The following is a 20860-nucleotide window of genomic DNA, read 5'->3' on the forward strand; positions in this document are numbered from 1 at the left end:
GGCTCAGAACTCCAGTGCGGGAACGTCGAGCCAGCGACGCTCGGCCCAGGATTTCAGCCCGAGTTCGGCAAGCTGCACGCCCTTGGCGCCGGCTTCCAGGCCATAGGGCCACGGTGCGTCTTCGACGACATGGCGGATGAACATTTCCCACTGCGCCTTGAAACCGTTGTCGAAGGCCTGCGTATCGGGAACCTCGTCCCAGGTCTTGTAGAAGTCGATCGTCTGCGGCTGGTCCGGATTCCAAACCGGCTTCGGCGTGTTGACGCGGTGCTGGCTCCAGCATTTCGTCAGACCGGCGACGGCCGAACCATGCGTGCCGTCGACCTGGAAGGTGACGAGGTCGTCGCGGCGGACGCGGACGGCCCAGGAGGAATTGATCTGCGCGATCGCGCCGCCCTCGAGCTCGAAGGTCGCATAGGCCGCATCGTCGGTGTCGCAGTCATAGGGCTTGCCCTGCTCGTCGATGCGGCGCGGAATATGCGTCGCACCGAGGCAGGATACGGCTTTGACCTCGCCGAACAGATTGTCGAGCACGTAGCGCCAGTGGCAGAGCATGTCGAGGATGATGCCGCCGCCATCGCCCTTGCGGTAGTTCCAGGACGGGCGCTGGGCCGGTACGCCCCAATCGCCTTCGAAAACCCAGTAGCCGAATTCGCCGCGCACCGAGAGGATCTTGCCGAAGAAGCCGGAATCCCTGAGCAGCGCCAGCTTGCGCAGGCCGGGCAGAAAGAGCTTGTCCTGCACGACGCCATGCTTGAGGCCGGAGCCGCGCGCCTTGCGGGCAAGGTCGAGTGCCACCTGCAGATCGTCGGAAATCGGCTTTTCGCAATAGACATGCTTGCCGGCATCGAGCGCCTTGGACAGCAGCTCGGCCCGCATCAGCGTCGTGCCGGCGTCGAAGAATATCGTGTCGTCGGGATTGGCGAGCGCGGCATCGAGATCGGTCGACCAGCGCTTGATGTTATGCTTTTTCGCCAGCTCCTCCATCTTGGCGCCGTTGCGGCCGACGATGATCGGGTCGATCTCGAGTTTCTCACCCGATTTCAGCGTGATGCCGCCCTGGTCGCGGAAGGCGAGAATCGAACGCACCAGGTGCTGATTGTAACCCATGCGGCCGGTAACGCCGTGCAAGATGATCCCCAAGCGTGCCATGTTTTCCTCCCAGCAGATTTTTGCGGCGGGAGCGGGCGTCCTGGCCCGGCCCTCCCAAGCCGGTAACTAAACAGTTACTTGATGGCAGAAGAGCGGCGCGGCTGTCAATAGTCAAATCCGATTTTAGAGATCAGAGCCTTTCCGGGTTAGATTGCGCCATTCTGCCGGAGCAGGTTTTCGTCAGGGCAGAGGCGATTGGCGAAGGGCATACCTCTTGGTACGTCCGAGCCGATCGCCTCTGATCCTGGCGGGAAGATGCCCGGCCCTTCGGGTTGGCTGAAACGGGCCGCCTGATCGACCGGCCGGCTTGGCCGTAGAGCTGGGCTACGACACGCGCCGGCCGGTCGACCATCCGACTCCGTTTGAGCCAACAGAATGCTGCAATCTAACCCGGAAATGCTCTAGCGCTTGATCGAGGCGAGCGTGACGTGGACGATATGTCTTTCCCAGGCATTGAGATGGGTCGGCTCGATCAGGTCGCGGCCAAAGATCGTCGACAGCGTGTATTGGTTGGACAGATAGAAATAACCGAGCGAGGCGATCGTCAGGTACACATGCAGGGGATCGGCGGTCTCGATGAAGACCCCCTGCTTCTTTCCCCGCTCGAGCACGTCGGAAAGCTCGCCGATCAGATGCGAATGCAATTCCTTGAGCCGGACGGACTGGCGCAGCCAGCGGGCGCGATGCAGATTTTCCGTGCCGAGCAGGCTGAGGAATTCCGGATGCTGCAGGAAGTAACGCCATGTGAAGAGCGCCAGTTCGCCAATGCCTTCCTCGGGGCTGCGGTTGCCGATATGCAGCGCGCGTTCGGCGGTGCGGATGCCGACATAAGCCTCTTCGAGCACTTTGAGGTAGAGCTGCTCCTTGTCGCCGAAATAATGATAGAGCATGCGCTTGTTGGTGCCGGCGCGCTCGGCGATGGCATCGACACGAGCTCCGCCCATGCCGTTTTCGGCAAATTCCCGGGTTGCCGCTTCGAGGATCGCAGCGCGCGTCCGCTCCGGATCGCGTTGGGCCGTCCGTTCGGCAGATGGGCGCCGAGACCTTTTCTTTTCCCCATTCCCCCCGCTGTCGTTCATTTCTCCACCTCCGCCTTCATATGTTGCGCTCATAAGCCTTCGGTGCGAAATTGTAAAAACCGAATTTGAAAGCCCCGCGAGCGACACCGCTTGACACGCTCGCCGCTTTGCTCGTAGCTTGTAACCAATTAGTTATTTATGCAAGAGTGACTAGGTTTGGAAGCGTGTGGAGGCGCTTCCCTTTAGAGGAGGAAAGAAATGACATTCCGTGTAAGCAGACGCAATTTCGTCGCGGGAGGCGCCACGCTTCTCTCGCTCTCGGCGCTGGGAACCAGCGCTTTGGCACAGGAAACGCGCCTGCGTCTCCTGTGGTGGGGCTCGCAGCCGCGCGCCGACCGCACCAATAAGGTCTCGGAACTTTACAAGGCGAAAAATGCCGGCACCACCATCAACGGCGAGTTTCTCGGATGGGCCGATTATTGGCCACGACTTGCGACCCAGGTCGCCGGCCGCAACGCCCCCGACATCATCCAGATGGACTACCGCTATATTGTCGAGTATGCCCGGCGTGGCGCCCTTGCCCCTCTGGAATCCTACATGCCGTCGAAGCTGCAGCTCGAGGATTTCGATCCTGCGCAGATCGAAGGTGGCAAGGTCGATGGCCATTTGTATGGCGTCAGTCTCGGCGCCAACTCGGCCGCAACCGTGGTGAACGCCGCGGCCTTCAAGGAAGCCGGCATCGATATACCGACGCAGAAGACGACCTGGGAAGAATTCGGCAAGATCGGTGCTGAGATGACCAAGGCCGGTAAACGCAAGGGTTACTTCGGTTTTGCCGACGGCAGCGGTGTCGAACCGGCCCTTGAAAACTACCTCCGCCAACGCGGCAAGGCGCTCTATACGGCGGACTCGAAGATCGCTTTCGGTCCTGAGGAAGCTTCTGAATGGTTCGATATGTGGGCTAAGTTCCGCGAAGCCGGAGCTTGCGTCACCCCTGATATCCAGGCCCTATACAAGGATACGATCGATACCAGCCCGCTCACCGTAGGCAAGGCTGCTTGCGACTACGCGCACAGCAACCAGTTCGTCGGCTATCAAGCCATGGTCAAGGATAAGTTGGCCCTGACCAACTACATGCGCATCACGCCGGACTCCAAGGGCGGTCATTACCGGAAGCCATCGATGTTCTTCTCCGTCTCGGCGCAGTCGAAGGTGATGGATCTGGCGGTCGACTACGTCAACTTCTTCGTCAAGAATCCGGATGCTGCTGTGATCCTCGACGTCGAGCGAGGCATTCCGGAATCGAAGGCAATGCGCGATGTCGTCGCCACCAAGCTCGACGAAACCGGCAAAGTTCCGCTCGACTATGTCGCCGGCCTCGGTGATCTGGCCGGCCCACTGCCGCCCCCGCCGCCAACCGGCGCAGGCGAAGGCCAGCTCATTCTGCGCAACATCGCCGAACAGGTAGCCTTCGGACAGCTGACTCCTTCGGATGGCGGTAAGCAGCTTGTCACCGAAATTACGCAGATTCTCGCTCGAGGTTGATCCCGTATGAGCAATGCGATGCGCACGCCCGCAGGGGCCATCAATGTGGAACGATATCAGGGGGCCGTGGCCGAAGGGCGCTTCAGGCGTCTCTGGAATGCCAATGCACCCGGCTATCTCTTCCTTCTGCCATGGCTCGTCGGCTTTTTTGGGCTGACGCTCGGCCCGGCCCTGATGTCGCTTTACCTCTCCTTCACCGACTACGACATGTTGCAGTCGCCGCGGTGGGTGGGAATGGCGAATTACGTGCGCATCGCCACGGCGGATCCGAAATTTTCGGCCGCCATGCACGTCACTTTGACCTATGTCGTTTTCTCGGTGCCGTTCAAGCTGACCTTCGCATTGCTGGTCGCCATGGCGCTGAATCGCGGCCTGCGCGGGCTGCCGATCTACCGCGCCATCTTCTATCTGCCGTCATTGCTGGGCGGCAGCGTGGCGATTGCCGTGCTCTGGCGTCAGCTTTTCGCTAGCGATGGTCTCGTCAATGCCGCGCTCTCGCATTTCGGCATCGAAGGTCCGAGCTGGATCTCGCATCCGAGCTACTCGATCTATACGCTGGTGGCGCTGTCCGTCTGGCAGTTCGGCTCGCCGATGATTATTTTCCTCGCCGGCCTGCGGCAGATCCCGCAGGATATGTATGAGGCCGCGAGCCTCGACGGCGCCTCCAAGTTCCGGCAATTCTACAAGATCACGCTGCCACTTCTGACACCGGTGATCTTCTTCAACGCCGTTGTCCAGACGATCGAAGCCTTCAAGGCCTTCACACCGGCCTTCATCATTTCCGGCGGTACAGGCGGTCCGATCAATTCGACGCTGTTCTACACGCTCTACCTCTATCAGGAAGCCTTCGGTAATTTCCGCATGGGCTACGCCTCGGCACTCGCCTGGATCCTGGTGATGATCATCGCGATCTTCACTGCCTTCTCCTTCCTGACCTCGCGTTATTGGGTGCACTACGATGACTGAGATGACCGCTTCCGTCACTGCGGCCAGGCCGCCATCCGACATCACCAAACGCAGCCTGCCGGCGTCGCTCATCATTCACGCCCTGCTGATCGCCGCTTCGCTTCTCATGCTCTATCCGCTGTTGTGGATGGTTTCGGCATCGGTCAGGCCGGAAAACGAGATCTTCTCGTCGACCTCGCTTATCCCGTCGTCGATCGATCTCTCCTCCTATGTGCGCGGTTGGAATGGCCTGGATATCAGCTTCGGCCAGTTCTTCTGGAATTCGCTGGTCATCTCGCTGCTAGTGGTGACGGGCAACGTCATTGCCTGTTCGTTGACGGCTTTCGCCTTTGCGCGGTTGCGTTTTGCCGGCCGGAATTTCTGGTTCGCGATCATGCTCGGCACGTTGATGATCCCCTATCACGTGACGCTGATCCCGCAATATGTGCTCTTTCTCGATCTCGGCTGGGTGAACACCATCCTGCCGCTCGTTGTGCCGAAGTTCCTCGCAAGCGATGCCTTCTTCATCTTCCTCATGGTGCAGTTCTTCCGCGGTATCCCGCGCGAATTGGATGAGGCGGCAATGATGGATGGTTGCAGCGCTTGGCGCATCTACTGGAAGATCATGCTGCCGCTGTCGCTGCCGGTGCTGGCAACGGCCGCCATCTTCTCCTTCATCTGGACCTGGGACGATTTCTTCGGCCCGCTGATCTACCTGAACGACATGAACACCTATACGATCCAGCTCGGCCTGCGCACCTTCGTGGATTCCACCAGCGCATCGGATTGGGGCGGTTTGTTCGCCATGTCGACCCTGACGCTCGTGCCGGTGTTCTTCTTCTTCCTGTTCTTCCAGCGCCTGCTGATCGAGGGCATCGCAACGACGGGCATGAAGCGTTGATGGCGATGACGGGAAAGAGCGACATGAGCATCAGGACGGTCGCGATCGTCGGCTGCGGCATCGGCCGCTCCCACATCGTCGAGGGTTACCTGCCGCATTCCGACAAGTTCAAGGTCGTGGCGATCTGCGACCTGAACGAGCGGCGCATGGCAGCGGTCGGCGACGAGTTCGGCATCGAACGGCGCACCACCTCTTTTGCGGAGCTGCTGGCCGACGACACGATCGACATCATCGATATCTGCACCCCTCCCGGCATCCATCTGGAACAGGTGGTCGCAGCGCTTGCCGCCGGCAAGCATGTTGTCTGCGAAAAGCCACTGACGGGCTCGCTTGCCGCCGTCGATACCATCATGGAAGCGGAAAAGACCGCCAAAGGCGTGCTGATGCCGATCTTCCAGTACCGTTACGGCGACGGCATTCAGAAGGCCAAGCGGATCATCGACGCCGGTATTGCCGGCAAGCCCTATACCGCTTCGGTCGAAACCTTCTGGCTGCGCAAGCCCGAATATTACGCCGTGCCTTGGCGCGGCAAATGGGCGACGGAGCTCGGCGGCGTGCTCGTCACCCATGCGCTGCACCTGCACGACATGCTGATGCATCTGATGGGTCCGGCTGCCAGGGTCTTCGGCCGCGTCGCCACCCGCGTCAACGATATCGAGGTCGAGGATTGTGCCTCCGCCAGCCTGCTGATGGAAAGCGGCGCCTTTGTCTCGCTTTCCTGCACGCTTGGTTCGCAGGAGCAGATCAGCCGGCTCAGGCTGCACTTCGAGAATGTCACTTTCGAGAGCAGCCACGAACCCTATACACCCGGCAAGGACCCCTGGAAGATCATCGCCGCAAACGACGACGTTCAGGAGCAGATCGACAGGGTGGTTGGCGACTGGCAGCCGGTCGCGCCGCGCTTCACCACCCAGATGGGCCAGTTCCACGCTTTCCTCAGCGGCCATGCGCCGCTGCCGGTGACGACAAAGGACGCCCGCCGTGCGCTGGAACTTGTCACCGCCATTTATCAGTCTTCCGATAGCGGCGCCGACGTGCCGCTGCCGGTGGGTTCTGATAGTCCGAAATACGCCGATTGGCGCGCAAGAACGAAGTAACCGGTAAAATAAAAAGAGAGGGTTTTGAGAAGATGGCAACCAGTGTCGTTCTTCAGAAGGTCGAGAAGCGCTACGGCGCGATGGATGTGATCCATGGCATCGACCTGACGATCGATCCCGGCGAATTCGTCGTTTTCGTCGGCCCCTCGGGCTGTGGAAAATCCACCCTTCTGCGCATGATCGCCGGTCTCGAGGAGATCTCAGGCGGCGGGCTGTTGCTCGACAACGAGCGCATGAACGAGGTGGCGCCTGCCAAGCGCGGCATCGCCATGGTCTTCCAGTCCTATGCGCTCTATCCCCATATGTCGGTCTATAAAAACCTCGCCTTCGGCCTGGAGACGGCGGGTTACAAGAAGGCCGATATCCAGCCGAAGGTGAAGCGCGCCGCCGAGATATTGCAGATCGAGAAGCTGCTGGAGCGCAAGCCGAAGGCGCTCTCCGGCGGCCAGCGCCAGCGCGTCGCGATCGGCCGCGCCATCGTGCGCGAGCCGCGGATCTTCCTGTTCGACGAGCCGCTGTCGAACCTCGATGCCGAACTGCGCGTGCAGATGCGCGTCGAGATCTCCCGCCTGCACCGTAGCCTCGGCAATACGATGATCTATGTCACCCATGACCAGGTCGAAGCCATGACGATGGCGGACAAGATCGTAGTGTTGAATTCCGGCCGTATCGAGCAGGTCGGAGCGCCTCTCGATCTCTACAACAACCCGGCCAACCGCTTCGTCGCCGGTTTCATCGGCAGCCCGAAGATGAATTTCCTGAAGGCCCGCATAGAGCAGGTTGGCGAGACCGAAACCAGCATCCATGTCTGCGGCAATTCCGTCCGCTTGCCGCGCCGGCTGAAAGGCGGCGCGGGAGAGGAGGTCACCTTTGGCATTCGCCCGGAGCATCTTTCGCTGGCCGAAGGCGCAATCACACTGTCGACCGTCAACGTCGATCTCGTCGAAAATCTCGGCGGCGCCACCATGCTCTACACTACGACGCCGGATAGCCAGCTCCTCACTGTCGCGCTTGACGGCCAGCAGAAGGTGGAGCGCGGCGCCAATGTCAAGGCTTCCTTCGACCCGGCCCGCTGCCACGTCTTCGACGCGGCTGGCAAGACGATCTAAGCGCTCGGCTGCTTGACAGCCGATCCTCCTCTGGCCCATCATTTTCGCGAGGGGCCGCAAGGGGAACAAGCATGACGCCTGAAGATAGGATTCATGCGCTTGGCATCTGGCAGGGGCCGATCGCAATCGCGCCGATAGCCGGCGGCATCACCAACAGGAACTATCTGGTCAGCGATGCCGTCGCGCGCTGCGTGGTGAGGCTCGGTACCGATATTCCGATTCATCACATCAACAGGCAGAACGAGCTTGCCGCGAGCCGTGCCGCCCATGCGGCCGGCATATCGCCTGCCGTCATCCACCATTCGCCAGGGGTCCTGGTGCTCGAATATATCGAGGCGCGGGCGCTGTCGCCGCAGGATATCAGGACGCCGCATATGCTCGCCCGGGTCTTGCCGCTGGTGCGTGCCTGCCATCGCGACATCGCCCGGCATTTCCGCGGCCAGGCGATGATCTTCTGGGTCTTCCACGTCATCCGCGATTACGCCGCCAATCTGAAGGCGTCGGAAAGCACCTATCTTCCGCTGCTGCCGGGGCTCGTCGGTAGGGCTGAGACGCTGGAAGAAGCGGCAGGGCCTTTCGAGATCGCCTTCGGCCACAACGACCTGCTGGCCGCCAACTTTCTCGATGACGGCAAGCGGCTCTGGCTGATCGACTGGGACTATGCCGGTTTCAACACGCCGCTTTTCGATCTCGGCGGATTGGCCTCCAACAACGAGTTCTCGGAAGCGGCCGAGCACACGATGCTGGAGACCTATTTCGACCGGCCGCTGACCGATGATCTCAACAGGCGCTACGCCGCGATGAAATGCGCCTCGCTGCTGCGCGAGACGCTCTGGAGCATGATTTCGGAAATTCATTCCAGCATCGATTTCGATTACGCCGGCTATACGGCCGAAAATCTCGCGCGCTTCGAACGCGCCTATCAAGCCTTTGAACAGGACCAATAAATGACGAAGGTATTACCGAAGACGGCGAAAGCCGTGGTTATAGGCGGCGGCATCATCGGCTGCTCGACGGCCTATCATCTCGGCAAACTCGGCTGGACCGATACCGTGCTGCTGGAGCGCAAGAAGCTTACCTCGGGCACCACTTTCCACGCCGCCGGCCTCGTCGGCCAGTTGCGCACCAGCGCCAACATCACCCAGCTTCTCGGCTATTCCGTCGATCTCTACAAGCGGCTGGAAGAGGAAACGGGTCTCGGCACCGGCTGGAAGATGAATGGCGGCCTGCGCCTTGCCTGCAATGAGGAACGCTGGACCGAGGTCAGGCGCCAAGCGACCACCGCCCAGTCCTTCGGCCTCGAAATGCAGTTGCTGACACCGCAGGAAGCCTTCGATCTCTGGCCGCTGATGACGGTTGACGATCTCGTCGGCGCCGCCTTCCTCCCGACCGACGGCCAGGCCAATCCCTCCGACATCACCCAGGCGCTGGCCAAGGGCGCCCGTATGTCGGGCGTTTCGATCTTCGAGGATACCGAAGTCCTCGACCTTGAAATCGACAAGGGAAAGATCCGCGCCGTCATCACGGCGCAAGGACGCATCGAATGCGAGCGCGTCGTCGTCTGTGCCGGTCAATGGACGCGCGCCTTCGCCGCCCGCTTCGGCGTCAACGTGCCGCTGGTCTCCGTCGAGCATCAATACATCATAACCGAATCCTTCGGCGTGCCCTCCAACCTGCCGACGCTGCGCGATCCCGATCGCCTGACCTACTACAAGGAAGAGGTCGGTGGCATCGTCATGGGCGGCTACGAGCCGAATCCCATTCCCTGGGCAAAGAGCGGCATCCCCGAAGGTTTCCACTACACGCTGCTGGACAGCAATTTCGACCATTTCGAACAGATCATGGAACAGGCGCTCGGCCGCGTTCCAGCGCTGGAAAACGTCGGCGTCAAGCAGCTGCTGAACGGCCCGGAAAGCTTCACGCCGGATGGCAACTTCATTCTCGGCGAGGCCCCGGAGCTGAAGAATTTCTTCGTCGGCGCCGGTTTCAACGCCTTCGGCATCGCCTCGGCTGGCGGTGCCGGCATGGCGCTTGCCGAATGGGTGACGAAGGGCGAACCGCCTTATGATCTCTGGCCGGTCGATATCCGCCGTTTCGGCCGGCCGCATTTCGATACCGATTGGGTGCGGACACGCACGCTCGAAGCCTACGGCAAACATTACACCATGGCCTGGCCGTTCGAGGAGCATTCGAGCGGCCGACCCTGCCGCAAATCGCCGCTCTATGACCGGCTGAAGGCGCAGGGCGCCTGTTTCGGCGAAAAGCTCGGCTGGGAACGGCCGAACTGGTTTGCCGATCTCTTCGCCAACGAGGAGCCGAAGGATATCTACAGCTACACCAGGCAGAACTGGTTCGACGCAGTCGGCCGCGAGCATAAGGCGGTGCGCGAAGCGGCGGTCATCTTCGACCAGACCTCCTTTGCCAAATTCGTGCTGAAGGGCAGGGATGCCGAGGCAGCCTTGTCCTGGATCGCTGCCAACGATGTGGCAAGGCCGGTGGGATCGCTTGTCTACACGCAGATGCTGAACGACAAGGGCGGTATCGAATGCGACGTGACGGTCGCCCGTATCGCCGAGAACGAATATTACATCGTCACCGGTACCGGCTTCGCCACCCATGACTTCAATTGGATCGCACGCAATATCCCGGCGGAGATGCATGCCGAGCTGGTCGACGTCACATCCGCCTATTCCGTGCTGTCGCTGATGGGACCGAATTCCCGCGCCGTCCTGGAAAAGGTGACGGGCAGCGACGTCTCGAATGCGGCCTTCCCCTTCGGCAAGGTCAGGACCATCGGCATTGCAGGCTGCCCCGTGCGGGCGCTGCGCATCACCTATGTCGGCGAGCTCGGCTACGAGCTGCATATTCCCATTGAATATGCGACCACGGTCTACGACGTGCTGATGGCATCAGGCGGCGAGCTCGGCCTCGTCAATGCCGGCTACCGCGCCATCGAGAGCTGCCGCCTGGAAAAGGGTTATCGCGCCTGGGGGTCGGATATCGGTCCCGACCATACGCCTGTTGAAGCCGGTCTCGGCTGGGCGGTGAAGATGCGGAAGAATATTCCGTTCCGCGGCCGTGAGGCGATCGAGCGGCAGCTTTCGGGCGGCGTCAAGAAGCGCCTCGCCTGCTTTGTTCCCGAGGATGCCGATGCCGTGCTGCTCGGCCGCGAAACGATCTATCGCGACGGCAAGCGCGTCGGCTGGCTGTCGAGCGGCGGCTTCGGTTATACGCTGGGCAAGCCCATCGGCTATGGCTACGTCCGCAGCCCCGACGGCGTGACCGAGGATTTCGTGCTCTCCGGCACCTATGAGCTCGATGTCGCGCGGGAACGCATCCCCTGCAAGGTATCGCTGTCGCCGCTCTATGATCCCGATATGGCGCGGGTGAAGGCTTGACGAACTCGAATTACCTCATTCTTTGCCTTCGAGCGAAGCTTTGAGGACAGAGATGACGAGGAGAGGGCAGGCCGTGTGAGCCCCCCTCTGCCCTGCCGGGCATCTCCCCCACGGGTGGGGAGATCGCAAGTGGCTTAAACTTCCTACTCATCTACCGTTTCGTCGGGCTGGACGCTGATTGTTTGGGGAAGCGGTTATGTGCGTCAAGTTCAGCAAAAAGGGCGGTCATGAGACTGGTCATGCGGCATTGCGGAGAGCGAGTTTCTTATGCTCTCTGAGATCGTCCATGTTGATGTATCGATTGGCCTCCATCCAGTTTTCGTGGGTTTCGACGGCAAGCGCCCTGACCAGGCGCAGGCAGCTTTCGGTGTTGGGAAAGATGCGCACGACGTAGGTTCTACGACGGATTTCCTCGTTGAGGCGCTCGAGCATGTTGGTGCTCTTGAGATGCTTGTGGTGAGTGCGCGGTAGCCGGAAGAAAGTGAGCGTCTGCTCGATGGCTTCCTCGACCCAGCCGGTCAGCCGTGGATATTTTCCCGACCATTTGCCAAGCCAGGCGGAAAGATCGGTTTTCGCCTCGGCGAGATCGCGCCGGTCGTAGATCCATCGCAGTTCCTGCAGGCAATCGTCGCCGTGCTTGCGTGGCAGATGGTCGAGCGCATTGCGCAGGAAGTGCACATAGCAGCGCTGCCAGGCGGCTTCCGGAATGACTTCGCCGATCGCCGCGACGAGGCCGGCATGATCGTCGGAGACGACGAACTCGACACCCTTGAGGCCGCGGGCTTTCAATCCCAACAGGAAGTCCTTCCAGGCCGAGCGGCTCTCGCGGCCGGCCATCTCGACGGACAGGATTTGCCGCCGGCCGTCCCAGTCGATGCCGACGGCGATCAGCACCGCCTGGCTCCTGACGACGCCGCCCTCTCTGACCTTCTCATAACGGGCATCGAGGATGAGATAGGGAAAGGGCTCTTGAAGCGGGCGGCAGGCAAAGGCCTTTAGGCTTTCATCGAGCCGCTTGTTGATCGCCGAGATCGATGAGGCCGAGAACGCATGCCCGCACAGTTCTTCGGTGATCGCCTTGACCTTGCGCGTCGACACCCCCTGCACATACATCTCGGCCAGCGTGGCGACCAGCGCCCGCTCCGAGCGCTGGTAGCGTTCGAACAGCTCGGTGGAGAAGTGTCCCGAGCGGTCCTGCGGCACCCTGAGTTCCAACTTGCCCACCCGCGTTATCAGCGTGCGGCCGTAATGGCCGGAGCGGTAGCCGAGCCGCTCGGGCGTGCGTTCGCCTTTCGCGGCTCCCAAAGCCTCGTCCATCTCGGCTTCAAGGACCTCCTGCATCACCGCGCGCAGCACCTCGTGCAGCCCATCGGGGTTCGAAAGCAGAATGTCTTTGACGGTAGCAACAGCAGTCTTATCTTCTGTCTTGGTCATGGTGGCGTTCCTTCCAGGGAATCAGGTGACGTTGAACATCACCAGCCTGCCATGACCGCCCCTCTCAGTGAATTTGCAGAACCTTCCGCACACTACCGGGGAAGCCAGTGAGCCCAGCCAATCTCCCCACCTGTGGGGGAGATGCCCGGCAGGGCAGAGGGGGGCGGCCACAGCACGCCCTCTCATTGCAAGAACCCAGCCACCCCGCGTTGGCGTGACTTACTATACTTGCGCAAAACGACACTCCTGGGCTGAAGCAGAGCCTGCGCCAGAGGCTCCAAATCTCAGAACAGCGGCAGCCGGTCGTCCTGGATCAGGATCTCCAGCTTGTCAGCCACATCCTGCGTCCAGGCCCGGTGGCCTGTCAAAGCCGCCGGGAAAAGTCCGGGAAGGGTGAAGAGAGCCGCCGAGATCGCCAGGCCTGTGCGCGGGATATCGGCGATGAGAGCGGCGATTTCCGCAGCACGGGGATCGCGCAGTTGGTAGCGATCACCATTGCCGTGCTCGCCGATCGCATAGCGCATCCACGCCGCTACGGCGATCGCATAGGTCTCCGCCCTGTCGCCATGCGCCAGAGCCTCGCTTGCCGGCTCCAGCAGCCGCTGCGGCAGTTTCTGCGTGCCGTCCATGGCGATCTGATAGGTGCGATGTGCGATCGCCTTGTTTGCAAAGCGCGCTATCAATTCGCTGGCATAGTCATCGAGATCGATGCCCGGCACCGGATCGAGCGTACGCGCGGCCGCGTGCATGTGGCGGTAGGCAAGTGCTGCCAGGGCTGCATCGTCCATCACGTCGCGGATGAATTCATAGCCGCCGATATAACCGAGGTAGGCGAGCAGCGAATGGGCGCCGTTCAGCATCCGCAGCTTCATTTTTTCGTAGGCCGAGACTTCCTCGACCATCAGCGCGCCGCGGACCTTTTCCCAGGCCGGCCGGCCATTGGCGAAATGATCTTCGATGACCCACTGCGTAAAAGGCTCTGTCTCGACCGCCGCCATGTCGGTGCGGCCCGTCAGCCGCTCGGCATCGGCATAGGTCGCTTCGGTGCTTGCCGGCGTGATGCGGTCGACCATCGTCGAAGGGAAGGGCACATTCGCTTCGATCCAGCGATGCAGGTCGGAATCGATGCGCGAGGTGAATTCGAGGACGAGGCGTTTCAGAACCGCGCCGTTGCTCGGCAGGTTGTCGCAGCTGAGCGGCGTAAAGGGCGCGATCCCCTTCTGCCGGCGGCGCGCAAGGCCTTCGACGAGGTAGCCGATGACGCCGCGCGGCGCATGCCGGCTGGCGAGATCGGCGACGATATCGGGGTGCTTCAGGTCGAGGCCGCCGGTTGCCGGATCGAAACCATAGGCCTTTTCCGTCACCGTCATGCTGACGATGCGGATAGCGGGATCTTCGAGCCGCGCCAGCAGGCCAGCCGGATCGCGCGGCGCCACATGCGCCTTCAGGATCGAACCGATCACCTCAGCCGTCGTGCCCGAGCTGTCGCGGATCAGCGTCGTATAAAGCCCGTTCTGAGCGCTCAGATTGTCAACGACATCGGGCGTGCGCAGGCTTGCTACCTCGATGCCCCAGTCGCCGCCTGCGGCTGCGAGCGCAGCATCCGTAAACGGCGCGAAATGCGCGCGGAAGAAGGCGCCCGGCCCAAGATGCAGGATGCCGCTTTTCAGCTGGTTGCGGTCATAGGCGGGAAGCTTCGCCGTCGAGGCGAGGCCGGAAAGAGTTTGCAGTCGTTCGGTCACAGCTTGTAGGCCTTCTTTGCATTGCCATAGGAGAGCTCGCCTGCGGCGATTTCGGCTTCCCGCTTGGAAATCCGGTGCTCGGCGGCGAGCTGGGCAAGGAAGCGGCAGACTTCGCGGCGCCAGACGTCATGCCGGGCCGGGATCGATAGCAGCGCGCGCGTATCGTCGTTGAAACCCGCCATATTGGCAAAGCCTGCCGTCTCCACAACCTGGTCGAGATAGCGCCGAATGCCGAGCGGGCTGTCGTGGAACCACCAGGGCGGGCCGATCATCAGGCAGGGCCAATGGCCGACCATCGGCGCCAGCTCGCGTGCATAGGTCGTCTCGTCGAGTGTGAAGAGCAGCACACGCAAACCCGGTGCGTGACCATATTTTGATAGCAGCGCATTCAAGCCGCCAACCCAGTCCGTGGGTGTCGGGATATCGGCGCCCATATTGGGGCCTCGAGTCGAGAAAAGCCCGCGGTCTGTATTGCGTCTCGATCCGGCATGGATCTGCATCACCATGCCGTCCTCGGCCGAAAGCCCGGCCATCTCGGTCATCATCTGGCCGCGGAAGAGCTCGGCATCCTCGGCCGAAAGCGGACCCTTCAGCGCCTTGTCGAGCAGCGCCTGTTTTTCCACAAGCGGCAGGTCTGCGGTGAAGGCGGTGGGCACACCGTGATCGGTCGCGGTGGCGCCGAACTGGCGGAAATAGGCGCGCCGGCGCCGATGCGCCTCGATCAAGCCGTCCCAACGCGTGACGTCGGTGCCGGTGATCTCTCCGAACTTGATGAGATTGTCGCGGAAGCCGACGGCGTCGGGATCGGTGACACTGTCCGGCCTGTAGGTGGTGCGCACTTTGCCGATCCAGCCGTCCGCCGCCAACTTCTGGTGATGCGCCAGTGGGTCGAGCGCGCCATCCGTCGTCGCGATCGTTTCGATGCCGAATCGCTGATGCAGCGCCCGCGGGCGGAATTCGGGAAGCGCAAGCTGGGCATTGATATGGTCGTAGAGCGCATCGGCATTATCAGCCGTCAGCGGCTCGGTGCAGCCGAGCACGGCCGACATGGCGTGGTCGACCCAAAGGCTCGAAGGCGTTCCGCGGAAAAGATGATAATGTGCGGCAAAGGTCCGCCAGATCGCCCGTCCCGTTGCCACCGGCTTGTCGTCGAGCCGCGGCACGCCGAGCTCGTCCAAGCTGACCCCGACACTGTGCAGCATGCGGAAGAGATAGTGATCGGGAATGACCAGCAGCGAGGCCGCATCTTCGAAGGGTTTGTCGTCGGCGAACCAGGAGGGTTCGGTATGCCCGTGCGGGCTGACGATCGGAAGATTGCGCACCGTCTCGTAGAGGTCTCGCGCGATGGTCCGTGTTGCCGGATCAGCCGGAAAAAGCCGGTCCGGATGAAGAAAGCCGTTTCCTGCATCCATCAGTATTCCTCCCTGATGGATAAGGGCTACCCCACAACATCAGGCGCGGCAAGGTCTTTTAGTAACCAAACGGTACAGTTTTGCCCGTGGCCGCGCCGGGCATGGAAAGCATTGACGAGGCGGCCTATTTCCGCTTTGGGAGAACCATCTGTTCTGCCGGTTTCGGCAAAGGAGCATCGATGTCTGACGAGACGAACCACATCACCCGGCTGGAAGAAATGCTGGCCCACCAGGCAAAGACGATCGAAGAGCTTTCCGATCAACTCGCCGAGCAATGGAAGACGGTCGAGCAGATGCGCACCAAACTCGACCGCCTGACCGAACGCTTCCTGTCGCTGGAAGAGCAGTCGCTGGAAGCGCCTGGCATCACCCGGCCGCCGCATTATTGACGGCACGCGGCCCAATGCCGCGTGCCCTCGGTGCAATCAAACGCCGCCGATGCAGAGATATTTCATTTCCAGATAGTCGTCGGCGCCGTGCCGCGAGCCTTCGCGACCAAGGCCGGATTGCTTGATGCCGCCGAAGGGTGCCGTCTCGGATGACATCAGGCCGGTATTGATGCCGATCATGCCGTATTCCAGCGCTTCCGCCACCCGCCAGACCTTCTTCAGATCGCCGGCGTAGAAATAGGCGGCGAGGCCGAACTCCGTGTCGTTGGCTTGATTGATGACATCCTCGACCGTGTCGAAGCGAAAGAGCGGCGCCACCGGCCCGAAGGTCTCCTCGCGCGCCACCTTCATGCCGCGCGCAACGCCGGTCAGCACCGTCGGCGTGAAGAAGGTGCCGGCGCCGTCGATGCGCTTGCCGCCGGTCAGCACCTTGGCGCCCTTGGCAAGCGCGTCGCTGACGTGGTCTTCCACCTTGGCAAGGCCCTGTTCATCGATCAGCGGCCCGATCACGACACCCGGCTTGAAGCCGTCGCCGACCGACATCTCGGCGACCTTGGCGGCAAGCTTGGCGGCGAAGGCGTCGTAAACGTTCGACTGGACGTAGAGGCGGTTGGCGCAGACGCAGGTCTGGCCGGCATTGCGGTATTTGGAGGCGATCGCACCTTCGACGGCAGCGTCGAGATCGGCATCGTCGAAGACGATGAAGGGCGCGTTGCCGCCGAGCTCCAGGCTCACCTTCTTGATCTGGTCGGCGCACTGCCGCATCAGGATGCGGCCCACTTCCGTCGAGCCGGTGAAGCTGATCTTGCGCACCTTTTCATTGCCGCAGAGCTCGCGGCCGATCGCCGGGCCGTCGACCCCGACGATGACGTTTAAGACACCGGCGGGAATGCCCGCCTGCTCGGCGAGCACGGCAAGCGCGATCGCCGTCAGCGGCGTCTGTTCGGCGGGCTTCGAGACCACGGTGCAGCCGACGGCAAGCGCCGGGGCGATCTTGCGGGTGATCATCGCCGCAGGGAAATTCCACGGCGTGATCGTGCCGACGACGCCGACCGGCTGCCGGATGACGATCATCCGTTTGTCGTCGGAAGGCGCGGGGATTGTCTCGCCGTAGATGCGCTTGGCTTCTTCCGCATACCATTCGATATAGGCCGCGGCATAAAGGATCTCGCCGCGCGCTTCCGGGAACGGCTTGCCCATTTCGGCGGTCAGGATCGCGGCGAGTTCGTCGGCATTGGCGACCATCAGGTCGAACCACTTGCGCAGGATCGCGCTACGTTCCTTGGCCGGGCGGGCAGCCCAGCCCGGCTGGGCGGCATGGGCTGCGTCGATCGCCGCCCGCGTCTCGGCCGCACCCATATCGGGCAGCGAGGCGAGCAGCTCGCCGGTTGCCGGGTTCAGCACGTCGAAAGTCCTCGTGGCATCGCCTGATGTCCAGACGCCGTCGATATAGCCGGCATCGCGCAGCAAGGGCGAGGAGAAGGGAACGTGCTTGGTCAGTGCGGTGGTGAAAGCCATGTCATATCCTCCTTGAGAGTGCGGCTGCCGGTTGCCGGGAGCCATTGAAGTCCGGTTCGGGTGCGCTTAACGGCCCGCGCTCGCTTCCAGCATCGAGGCTTCGAGAATATCCAGCGCTTCGCCGAGGATCTCGTCCTGGATGGTGATCGGTGCAAGAAAGCGGATGACGTTTCCGTGGACGCCGCAGGTGAGCAGGATCAGGCCCTTGTCGAGAGCGATCAGCCGCACCCGGTTGGCGAATTCCGCGCTCGGCAGTCCGGTCGTCCGGTCGTTGAATTCGACGGCGTTCATGAAGCCCGGTCCGCGGATATCGACGATCTCCGGCACCGTCTCGCGCAGCGATTCCAGCCGCTGCTTCAGCCGTCCGCCAAGCTGGTTGGCACGGTTGCAGAGATCTTCGTCGGCAATGACGTCGAGCACGGCATGGGCAGCGGCGATCCCAAGCGGATTGCCGCCATAGGTGCCGCCGAGCCCGCCCGGTCCCGGCGCATCCATGATCGCGGCGCGGCCGGTGACGGCGGCGAGCGGAAAGCCGCCGGCAAGGCTCTTTGCCATCGTCGTCAGGTCGGGCGCCACCTCGTGATGATCCATCGCGAACATCCTGCCGGTGCGGGCAAAACCGGTCTGCACCTCGTCGGCGATCAGCAGGATGCCGTGCTGGTCGCAGAGCTCGCGCAGCGCCTTCATGAAGGCGGCGGGTGCGGAGTAGAAGCCGCCTTCGCCCTGTACCGGCTCGATGATGATGGCCGCGACGCGCTGCGGATCGACATCGGCGGCGAAGAGCTTCTTCAATGCCGCCAGCGACTGATCGGCGGTGACGCCGTGCAACTCGACCGGGAAAGGAATATGAAACACGTCGCCCGGCATGGCGCCGAAGCCGACCTTGTAGGGCACGACCTTGCCGGTCAGCGCCATGCCCATGAAGGTGCGGCCATGGAAGCCGCCGCCAAAGGCGATGACGGCCGAGCGGCCGGTTGCGGCACGCGCGATCTTGACGGCGTTCTCGACCGCTTCGGCGCCCGTCGTGACGAAGATCGTCTTCTTCTCGAAATCGCCAGGCAGCAGCGCGTTCAGCCGTTCGGCAAGGTGTACGTAGCTCTCATAGGGAACTACCTGATGGCAGGTATGGGTGAAGCGGTCGAGCTGATCCTTGACCGCTGCGATGACCCGGGGATGGCGGTGGCCGGTATTGAGAACGGCGATGCCGGCGGCGAAATCGATGTAGCGGCGGCCCTCCTTGTCCCAGATCTCGGCATTCTCTGCGCGATCCGCATAGATCTGGGTCGTCATGCCGACGCCACGTGAAATGGCTGCATTCTTCCGGTCCGTAAGGCTTGTCGCGTTCATCGATGCGCTCCTGCGCTGAAAGGGGCTTCAGAACTATCTTGCATAAGTTCTGCAAGATGTGTAGAAAGTTCCTACATTTTTCCTGCAAGAAATCAAGCGGCATTTTTTGCTTCAAACATCACGCTTTTTGATGGAGGTTCTGGGGCGATTGGAATCAGGGATATTGGCGGATGAACGATAACGGGCCTGTGCGCTACAAGGTGGCGGAAGCCGCGCGGCTGGCGGGCGTGTCGGCCTCGACACTGCGTCTTTGGGAAAGCCAGGGTCTGGTGGTTCCCGGTCGTTCCGAAACCGGCCATCGGCAATACAGCGCCGACGATGTGGCGCGGCTGAAGCGCATCTCCTGGTATCGTGTCGAGCGGGGCCTTAATCCCGCGGCAATCCGAGAGGCGTTGGAGAGCGAAGAACCTTCCGTCGACGGCGCCGAGGCAAGCCAGGATAGCGGCCTCGGCCGCAAGCTCCGCAGCCTGCGCCATGCGAGCGGCAAGACACTCGATCAGGTGGCCGGCGACATCGGCATCACCTCGTCGACGCTGTCCACGCTGGAGCGCACCTCGCAGGGCGTCGGTTTCAAGACGCTGCACGATCTGGCGGAGTACTACGGCACCACCGTCTCCCGCCTCTCCGGTGAGGAAAGCGCTGATGTGCCGGCGCTAGTACGCGCCGGCGAATGGCGCAACTGGCCGGAAACGACGCCGGGCCTCACGGTGCAGCTCCTCGCCGAAGGCCGTAGGATGATGGACTGCCATCGTTTCGTGCTGGCGCCCGGTGCTGCCAGCGAGGGCGCCTATCGCCACGAGGGCGAGGAATTCATGCATGTTCTGTCCGGCCGGCTCGAACTGGTGCTCGACGGCGATCAGTTCTTTGATCTCGGCCCCGGCGATTCACTCTATTTCGAAAGCCGCCGCGATCATTCCTGGCGCAACCGTCACGATGGCGAAACCGTGCTTCTCTGGATCAATACGCCGCCGACATTCTGAACGGTCCGCGGCAGGAAAGCGGTTTCGTATTCTGCGTCTTTGCGTTATAGCGCTGCTGCATAAAGTTATGCAGCCATTCAAGCGCTAGAGCGTCCTTTGCGGCTCTCGAAAAGACGTGCGGCGCTGTAGGGGATGCATCGAACGAAAGACAGTCTCATGGCAGCGACCATACGTTATCACGAAGGCGATATTTCCGCGGCCGACATTGCTCGCTACACCGGCGCGATTGCGATCGACACCGAAACGCTCGGCCTGGTGCCGCGCCGCGATCGGCTCTGCGTCGTCCAGCTTTCGCCGGGTGACGGCACCGCCGATATCATTCGCATCGCCGCCGGTCAGAAAGAGGCGCCCAATCTCGTCGCCCTGCTGGAAGACCCCACCCACCAGAAGATCTTTCATTACGGCCGCTTCGATATTGCCGTGCTCTTCCATACCTTCGAGGTCACCACGACCCCGGTTTTCTGCACCAAGATCGCCTCGCGCCTGATCCGGACCTATACGGATCGCCACGGCCTCAAGGATAATCTTAAGGAGATGCTCGACGTCGACGTCTCCAAGGCGCAGCAATCTTCCGATTGGGCGGCCGAGAGGCTGTCTCCGGCCCAGCTCGAATATGCCGCCTCCGACGTGCTTTATCTGCATGCGTTGCGCGATAAGCTGACGGAACGCCTGATCCGCGACGGCCGCTATGATCATGCGACGGCCTGCTTCGAATTCCTGCCGACTCGCGCCAAGCTCGACCTGCTCGGCTGGGAAGAGGCCGATATCTTCGCCCATAGCTGAGCGAATTTCCTTCATTCTGCGTTTGCCAATAGCCGTACGGCAGGCTTGCCGGCGGCCGTTAGCGATTCGTTAACGCCTGTTCATTAATA

The 20860-nt window shown here is 61.8% G+C and carries 17 protein-coding genes; 10 read left to right on the plus strand and 7 right to left on the minus strand.

The annotated features are described in order from the left end of the window. Positions 1-3: 3 nt before the first annotated feature. Both BA011_RS20105 and BA011_RS20110 read right to left on the minus strand, forming a co-directional pair. Positions 4-1152, minus strand: coding sequence for a Gfo/Idh/MocA family protein (locus BA011_RS20105; RefSeq protein ID WP_065281736.1), 1149 nt, complete (start codon positions 1150-1152; stop codon positions 4-6). A gap of 401 nt (positions 1153-1553) precedes the next feature. Further along, positions 1554-2231, minus strand: coding sequence for a TetR/AcrR family transcriptional regulator (locus tag BA011_RS20110; RefSeq protein WP_065281737.1), 678 nt, complete (start codon positions 2229-2231; stop codon positions 1554-1556). Positions 2232-2429: 198 nt separating this feature from the next. On the opposite strand from BA011_RS20110, the gene BA011_RS20115 reads away from it, so the two are divergent. The 7 genes from BA011_RS20115 to BA011_RS20145 all read left to right on the plus strand — a co-directional run bounded on the left by BA011_RS20115 (position 2430) and on the right by BA011_RS20145 (position 11166). Next, positions 2430-3716 (plus strand): ABC transporter substrate-binding protein, encoded by a 1287-nt coding sequence (locus BA011_RS20115; protein ID WP_065281738.1) that lies wholly within the window; start codon positions 2430-2432, stop codon positions 3714-3716. A gap of 6 nt (positions 3717-3722) precedes the next feature. Continuing rightward, complete coding sequence (locus BA011_RS20120) at positions 3723-4682, plus strand: carbohydrate ABC transporter permease (RefSeq protein ID WP_065281739.1); 960 nt, start codon at positions 3723-3725, stop codon at positions 4680-4682. Next, the gene (locus tag BA011_RS20125; RefSeq protein WP_151343503.1) at positions 4675-5562 is read left to right on the plus strand and encodes a carbohydrate ABC transporter permease; all 888 of its coding nucleotides are present in this window, start codon (positions 4675-4677) and stop codon (positions 5560-5562) included. The genes BA011_RS20120 and BA011_RS20125 overlap by 8 nt, the downstream gene beginning before the upstream one ends. Then, entirely contained in the window at positions 5562-6659 is a 1098-nt protein-coding gene (locus BA011_RS20130; protein WP_186806468.1) for a Gfo/Idh/MocA family protein, read from the plus strand. The genes BA011_RS20125 and BA011_RS20130 overlap by 1 nt, the downstream gene beginning before the upstream one ends. 32 nt (positions 6660-6691) lie before the next feature. Then, entirely contained in the window at positions 6692-7768 is a 1077-nt protein-coding gene (locus BA011_RS20135; protein WP_065281741.1) for an ABC transporter ATP-binding protein, read from the plus strand. A 71-nt stretch (positions 7769-7839) separates the two neighbouring features. Then, the gene (locus BA011_RS20140; RefSeq protein ID WP_065281742.1) at positions 7840-8715 is read left to right on the plus strand and encodes a phosphotransferase; all 876 of its coding nucleotides are present in this window, start codon (positions 7840-7842) and stop codon (positions 8713-8715) included. After that, the gene (locus BA011_RS20145; protein ID WP_065281743.1) at positions 8716-11166 is read left to right on the plus strand and encodes a GcvT family protein; all 2451 of its coding nucleotides are present in this window, start codon (positions 8716-8718) and stop codon (positions 11164-11166) included. It begins immediately after the preceding gene. Positions 11167-11403: 237 nt separating this feature from the next. On the opposite strand, the gene BA011_RS20150 is transcribed toward BA011_RS20145, so the two are convergent. From BA011_RS20150 to uxaC, 3 genes are all read right to left on the minus strand, one after another. After that, positions 11404-12600, minus strand: a complete 1197-nt coding sequence (locus BA011_RS20150; protein WP_065279141.1) for an IS256 family transposase — start codon at positions 12598-12600, stop codon at positions 11404-11406. Positions 12601-12884: 284 nt separating this feature from the next. Next, a complete protein-coding gene (locus tag BA011_RS20155) occupies positions 12885-14342 on the minus strand; it encodes a mannitol dehydrogenase family protein (protein ID WP_065281744.1) in 1458 nt (485 codons plus the stop codon). Further along, on the minus strand, positions 14339-15754 hold the full coding sequence (gene uxaC / locus BA011_RS20160; RefSeq protein ID WP_065281745.1) for a glucuronate isomerase: 1416 nt from the start codon (positions 15752-15754) through the stop codon (positions 14339-14341). Before uxaC ends, BA011_RS20155 begins: the two co-directional genes overlap by 4 nt. 179 nt (positions 15755-15933) lie before the next feature. Here uxaC and BA011_RS20165 point away from each other — a divergent pair, with 179 nt between their 5' ends. Continuing rightward, positions 15934-16143 carry a SlyX family protein gene (locus tag BA011_RS20165; protein ID WP_064250150.1) on the plus strand — a complete coding sequence of 70 codons (210 nt, stop codon included), beginning with the start codon at positions 15934-15936 and terminating at the stop codon, positions 16141-16143. 36 nt (positions 16144-16179) lie between these two features. On the opposite strand, the gene BA011_RS20170 is transcribed toward BA011_RS20165, so the two are convergent. Both BA011_RS20170 and BA011_RS20175 read right to left on the minus strand, forming a co-directional pair. Next, on the minus strand, positions 16180-17661 hold the full coding sequence (locus BA011_RS20170; RefSeq protein ID WP_065281746.1) for an NAD-dependent succinate-semialdehyde dehydrogenase: 1482 nt from the start codon (positions 17659-17661) through the stop codon (positions 16180-16182). 66 nt (positions 17662-17727) lie between these two features. Continuing rightward, on the minus strand, positions 17728-19008 hold the full coding sequence (locus tag BA011_RS20175; RefSeq protein ID WP_065281747.1) for a 4-aminobutyrate--2-oxoglutarate transaminase: 1281 nt from the start codon (positions 19006-19008) through the stop codon (positions 17728-17730). 170 nt (positions 19009-19178) lie between these two features. Between BA011_RS20175 and BA011_RS20180 the strand changes: the two genes are divergently transcribed. Continuing rightward, positions 19179-19988, plus strand: a complete 810-nt coding sequence (locus BA011_RS20180; RefSeq protein WP_065281748.1) for a MerR family transcriptional regulator — start codon at positions 19179-19181, stop codon at positions 19986-19988. A gap of 156 nt (positions 19989-20144) precedes the next feature. Further along, positions 20145-20771 (plus strand): ribonuclease D, encoded by a 627-nt coding sequence (locus tag BA011_RS20185; protein ID WP_065281749.1) that lies wholly within the window; start codon positions 20145-20147, stop codon positions 20769-20771. Positions 20772-20860: the final 89 nt, after the last annotated feature.

It is taken from the genome of Rhizobium leguminosarum, from assembly GCF_001679785.1.
Lineage (GTDB): Bacteria > Pseudomonadota > Alphaproteobacteria > Rhizobiales > Rhizobiaceae > Rhizobium > Rhizobium leguminosarum_R.

Excerpts from the sequence above, each read along its gene's own strand:
- uxaC (WP_065281745.1), bottom strand. The coding sequence starts at position 15,754 with ATGGATGCAGGAAACGGCTTTCTTCATCCGGACCGGCTTTTTCCGGCT.
- BA011_RS20185 (WP_065281749.1), top strand. The coding sequence starts at position 20,145 with ATGGCAGCGACCATACGTTATCACGAAGGCGATATTTCCGCGGCCGAC.
- BA011_RS20135 (WP_065281741.1), top strand. The coding sequence starts at position 6,692 with ATGGCAACCAGTGTCGTTCTTCAGAAGGTCGAGAAGCGCTACGGCGCG.
- BA011_RS20115 (WP_065281738.1), top strand. The coding sequence starts at position 2,430 with ATGACATTCCGTGTAAGCAGACGCAATTTCGTCGCGGGAGGCGCCACG.
- BA011_RS20105 (WP_065281736.1), bottom strand. The coding sequence starts at position 1,152 with ATGGCACGCTTGGGGATCATCTTGCACGGCGTTACCGGCCGCATGGGT.
- BA011_RS20175 (WP_065281747.1), bottom strand. The coding sequence starts at position 19,008 with ATGAACGCGACAAGCCTTACGGACCGGAAGAATGCAGCCATTTCACGT.
- BA011_RS20145 (WP_065281743.1), top strand. The coding sequence starts at position 8,716 with ATGACGAAGGTATTACCGAAGACGGCGAAAGCCGTGGTTATAGGCGGC.
- BA011_RS20150 (WP_065279141.1), bottom strand. The coding sequence starts at position 12,600 with ATGACCAAGACAGAAGATAAGACTGCTGTTGCTACCGTCAAAGACATT.
- BA011_RS20130 (WP_186806468.1), top strand. The coding sequence starts at position 5,562 with ATGGCGATGACGGGAAAGAGCGACATGAGCATCAGGACGGTCGCGATC.
- BA011_RS20170 (WP_065281746.1), bottom strand. The coding sequence starts at position 17,661 with ATGGCTTTCACCACCGCACTGACCAAGCACGTTCCCTTCTCCTCGCCC.
- BA011_RS20120 (WP_065281739.1), top strand. The coding sequence starts at position 3,723 with ATGAGCAATGCGATGCGCACGCCCGCAGGGGCCATCAATGTGGAACGA.
- BA011_RS20165 (WP_064250150.1), top strand. The coding sequence starts at position 15,934 with ATGTCTGACGAGACGAACCACATCACCCGGCTGGAAGAAATGCTGGCC.
- BA011_RS20110 (WP_065281737.1), bottom strand. The coding sequence starts at position 2,231 with ATGAACGACAGCGGGGGGAATGGGGAAAAGAAAAGGTCTCGGCGCCCA.
- BA011_RS20180 (WP_065281748.1), top strand. The coding sequence starts at position 19,179 with ATGAACGATAACGGGCCTGTGCGCTACAAGGTGGCGGAAGCCGCGCGG.
- BA011_RS20140 (WP_065281742.1), top strand. The coding sequence starts at position 7,840 with ATGACGCCTGAAGATAGGATTCATGCGCTTGGCATCTGGCAGGGGCCG.
- BA011_RS20125 (WP_151343503.1), top strand. The coding sequence starts at position 4,675 with ATGACTGAGATGACCGCTTCCGTCACTGCGGCCAGGCCGCCATCCGAC.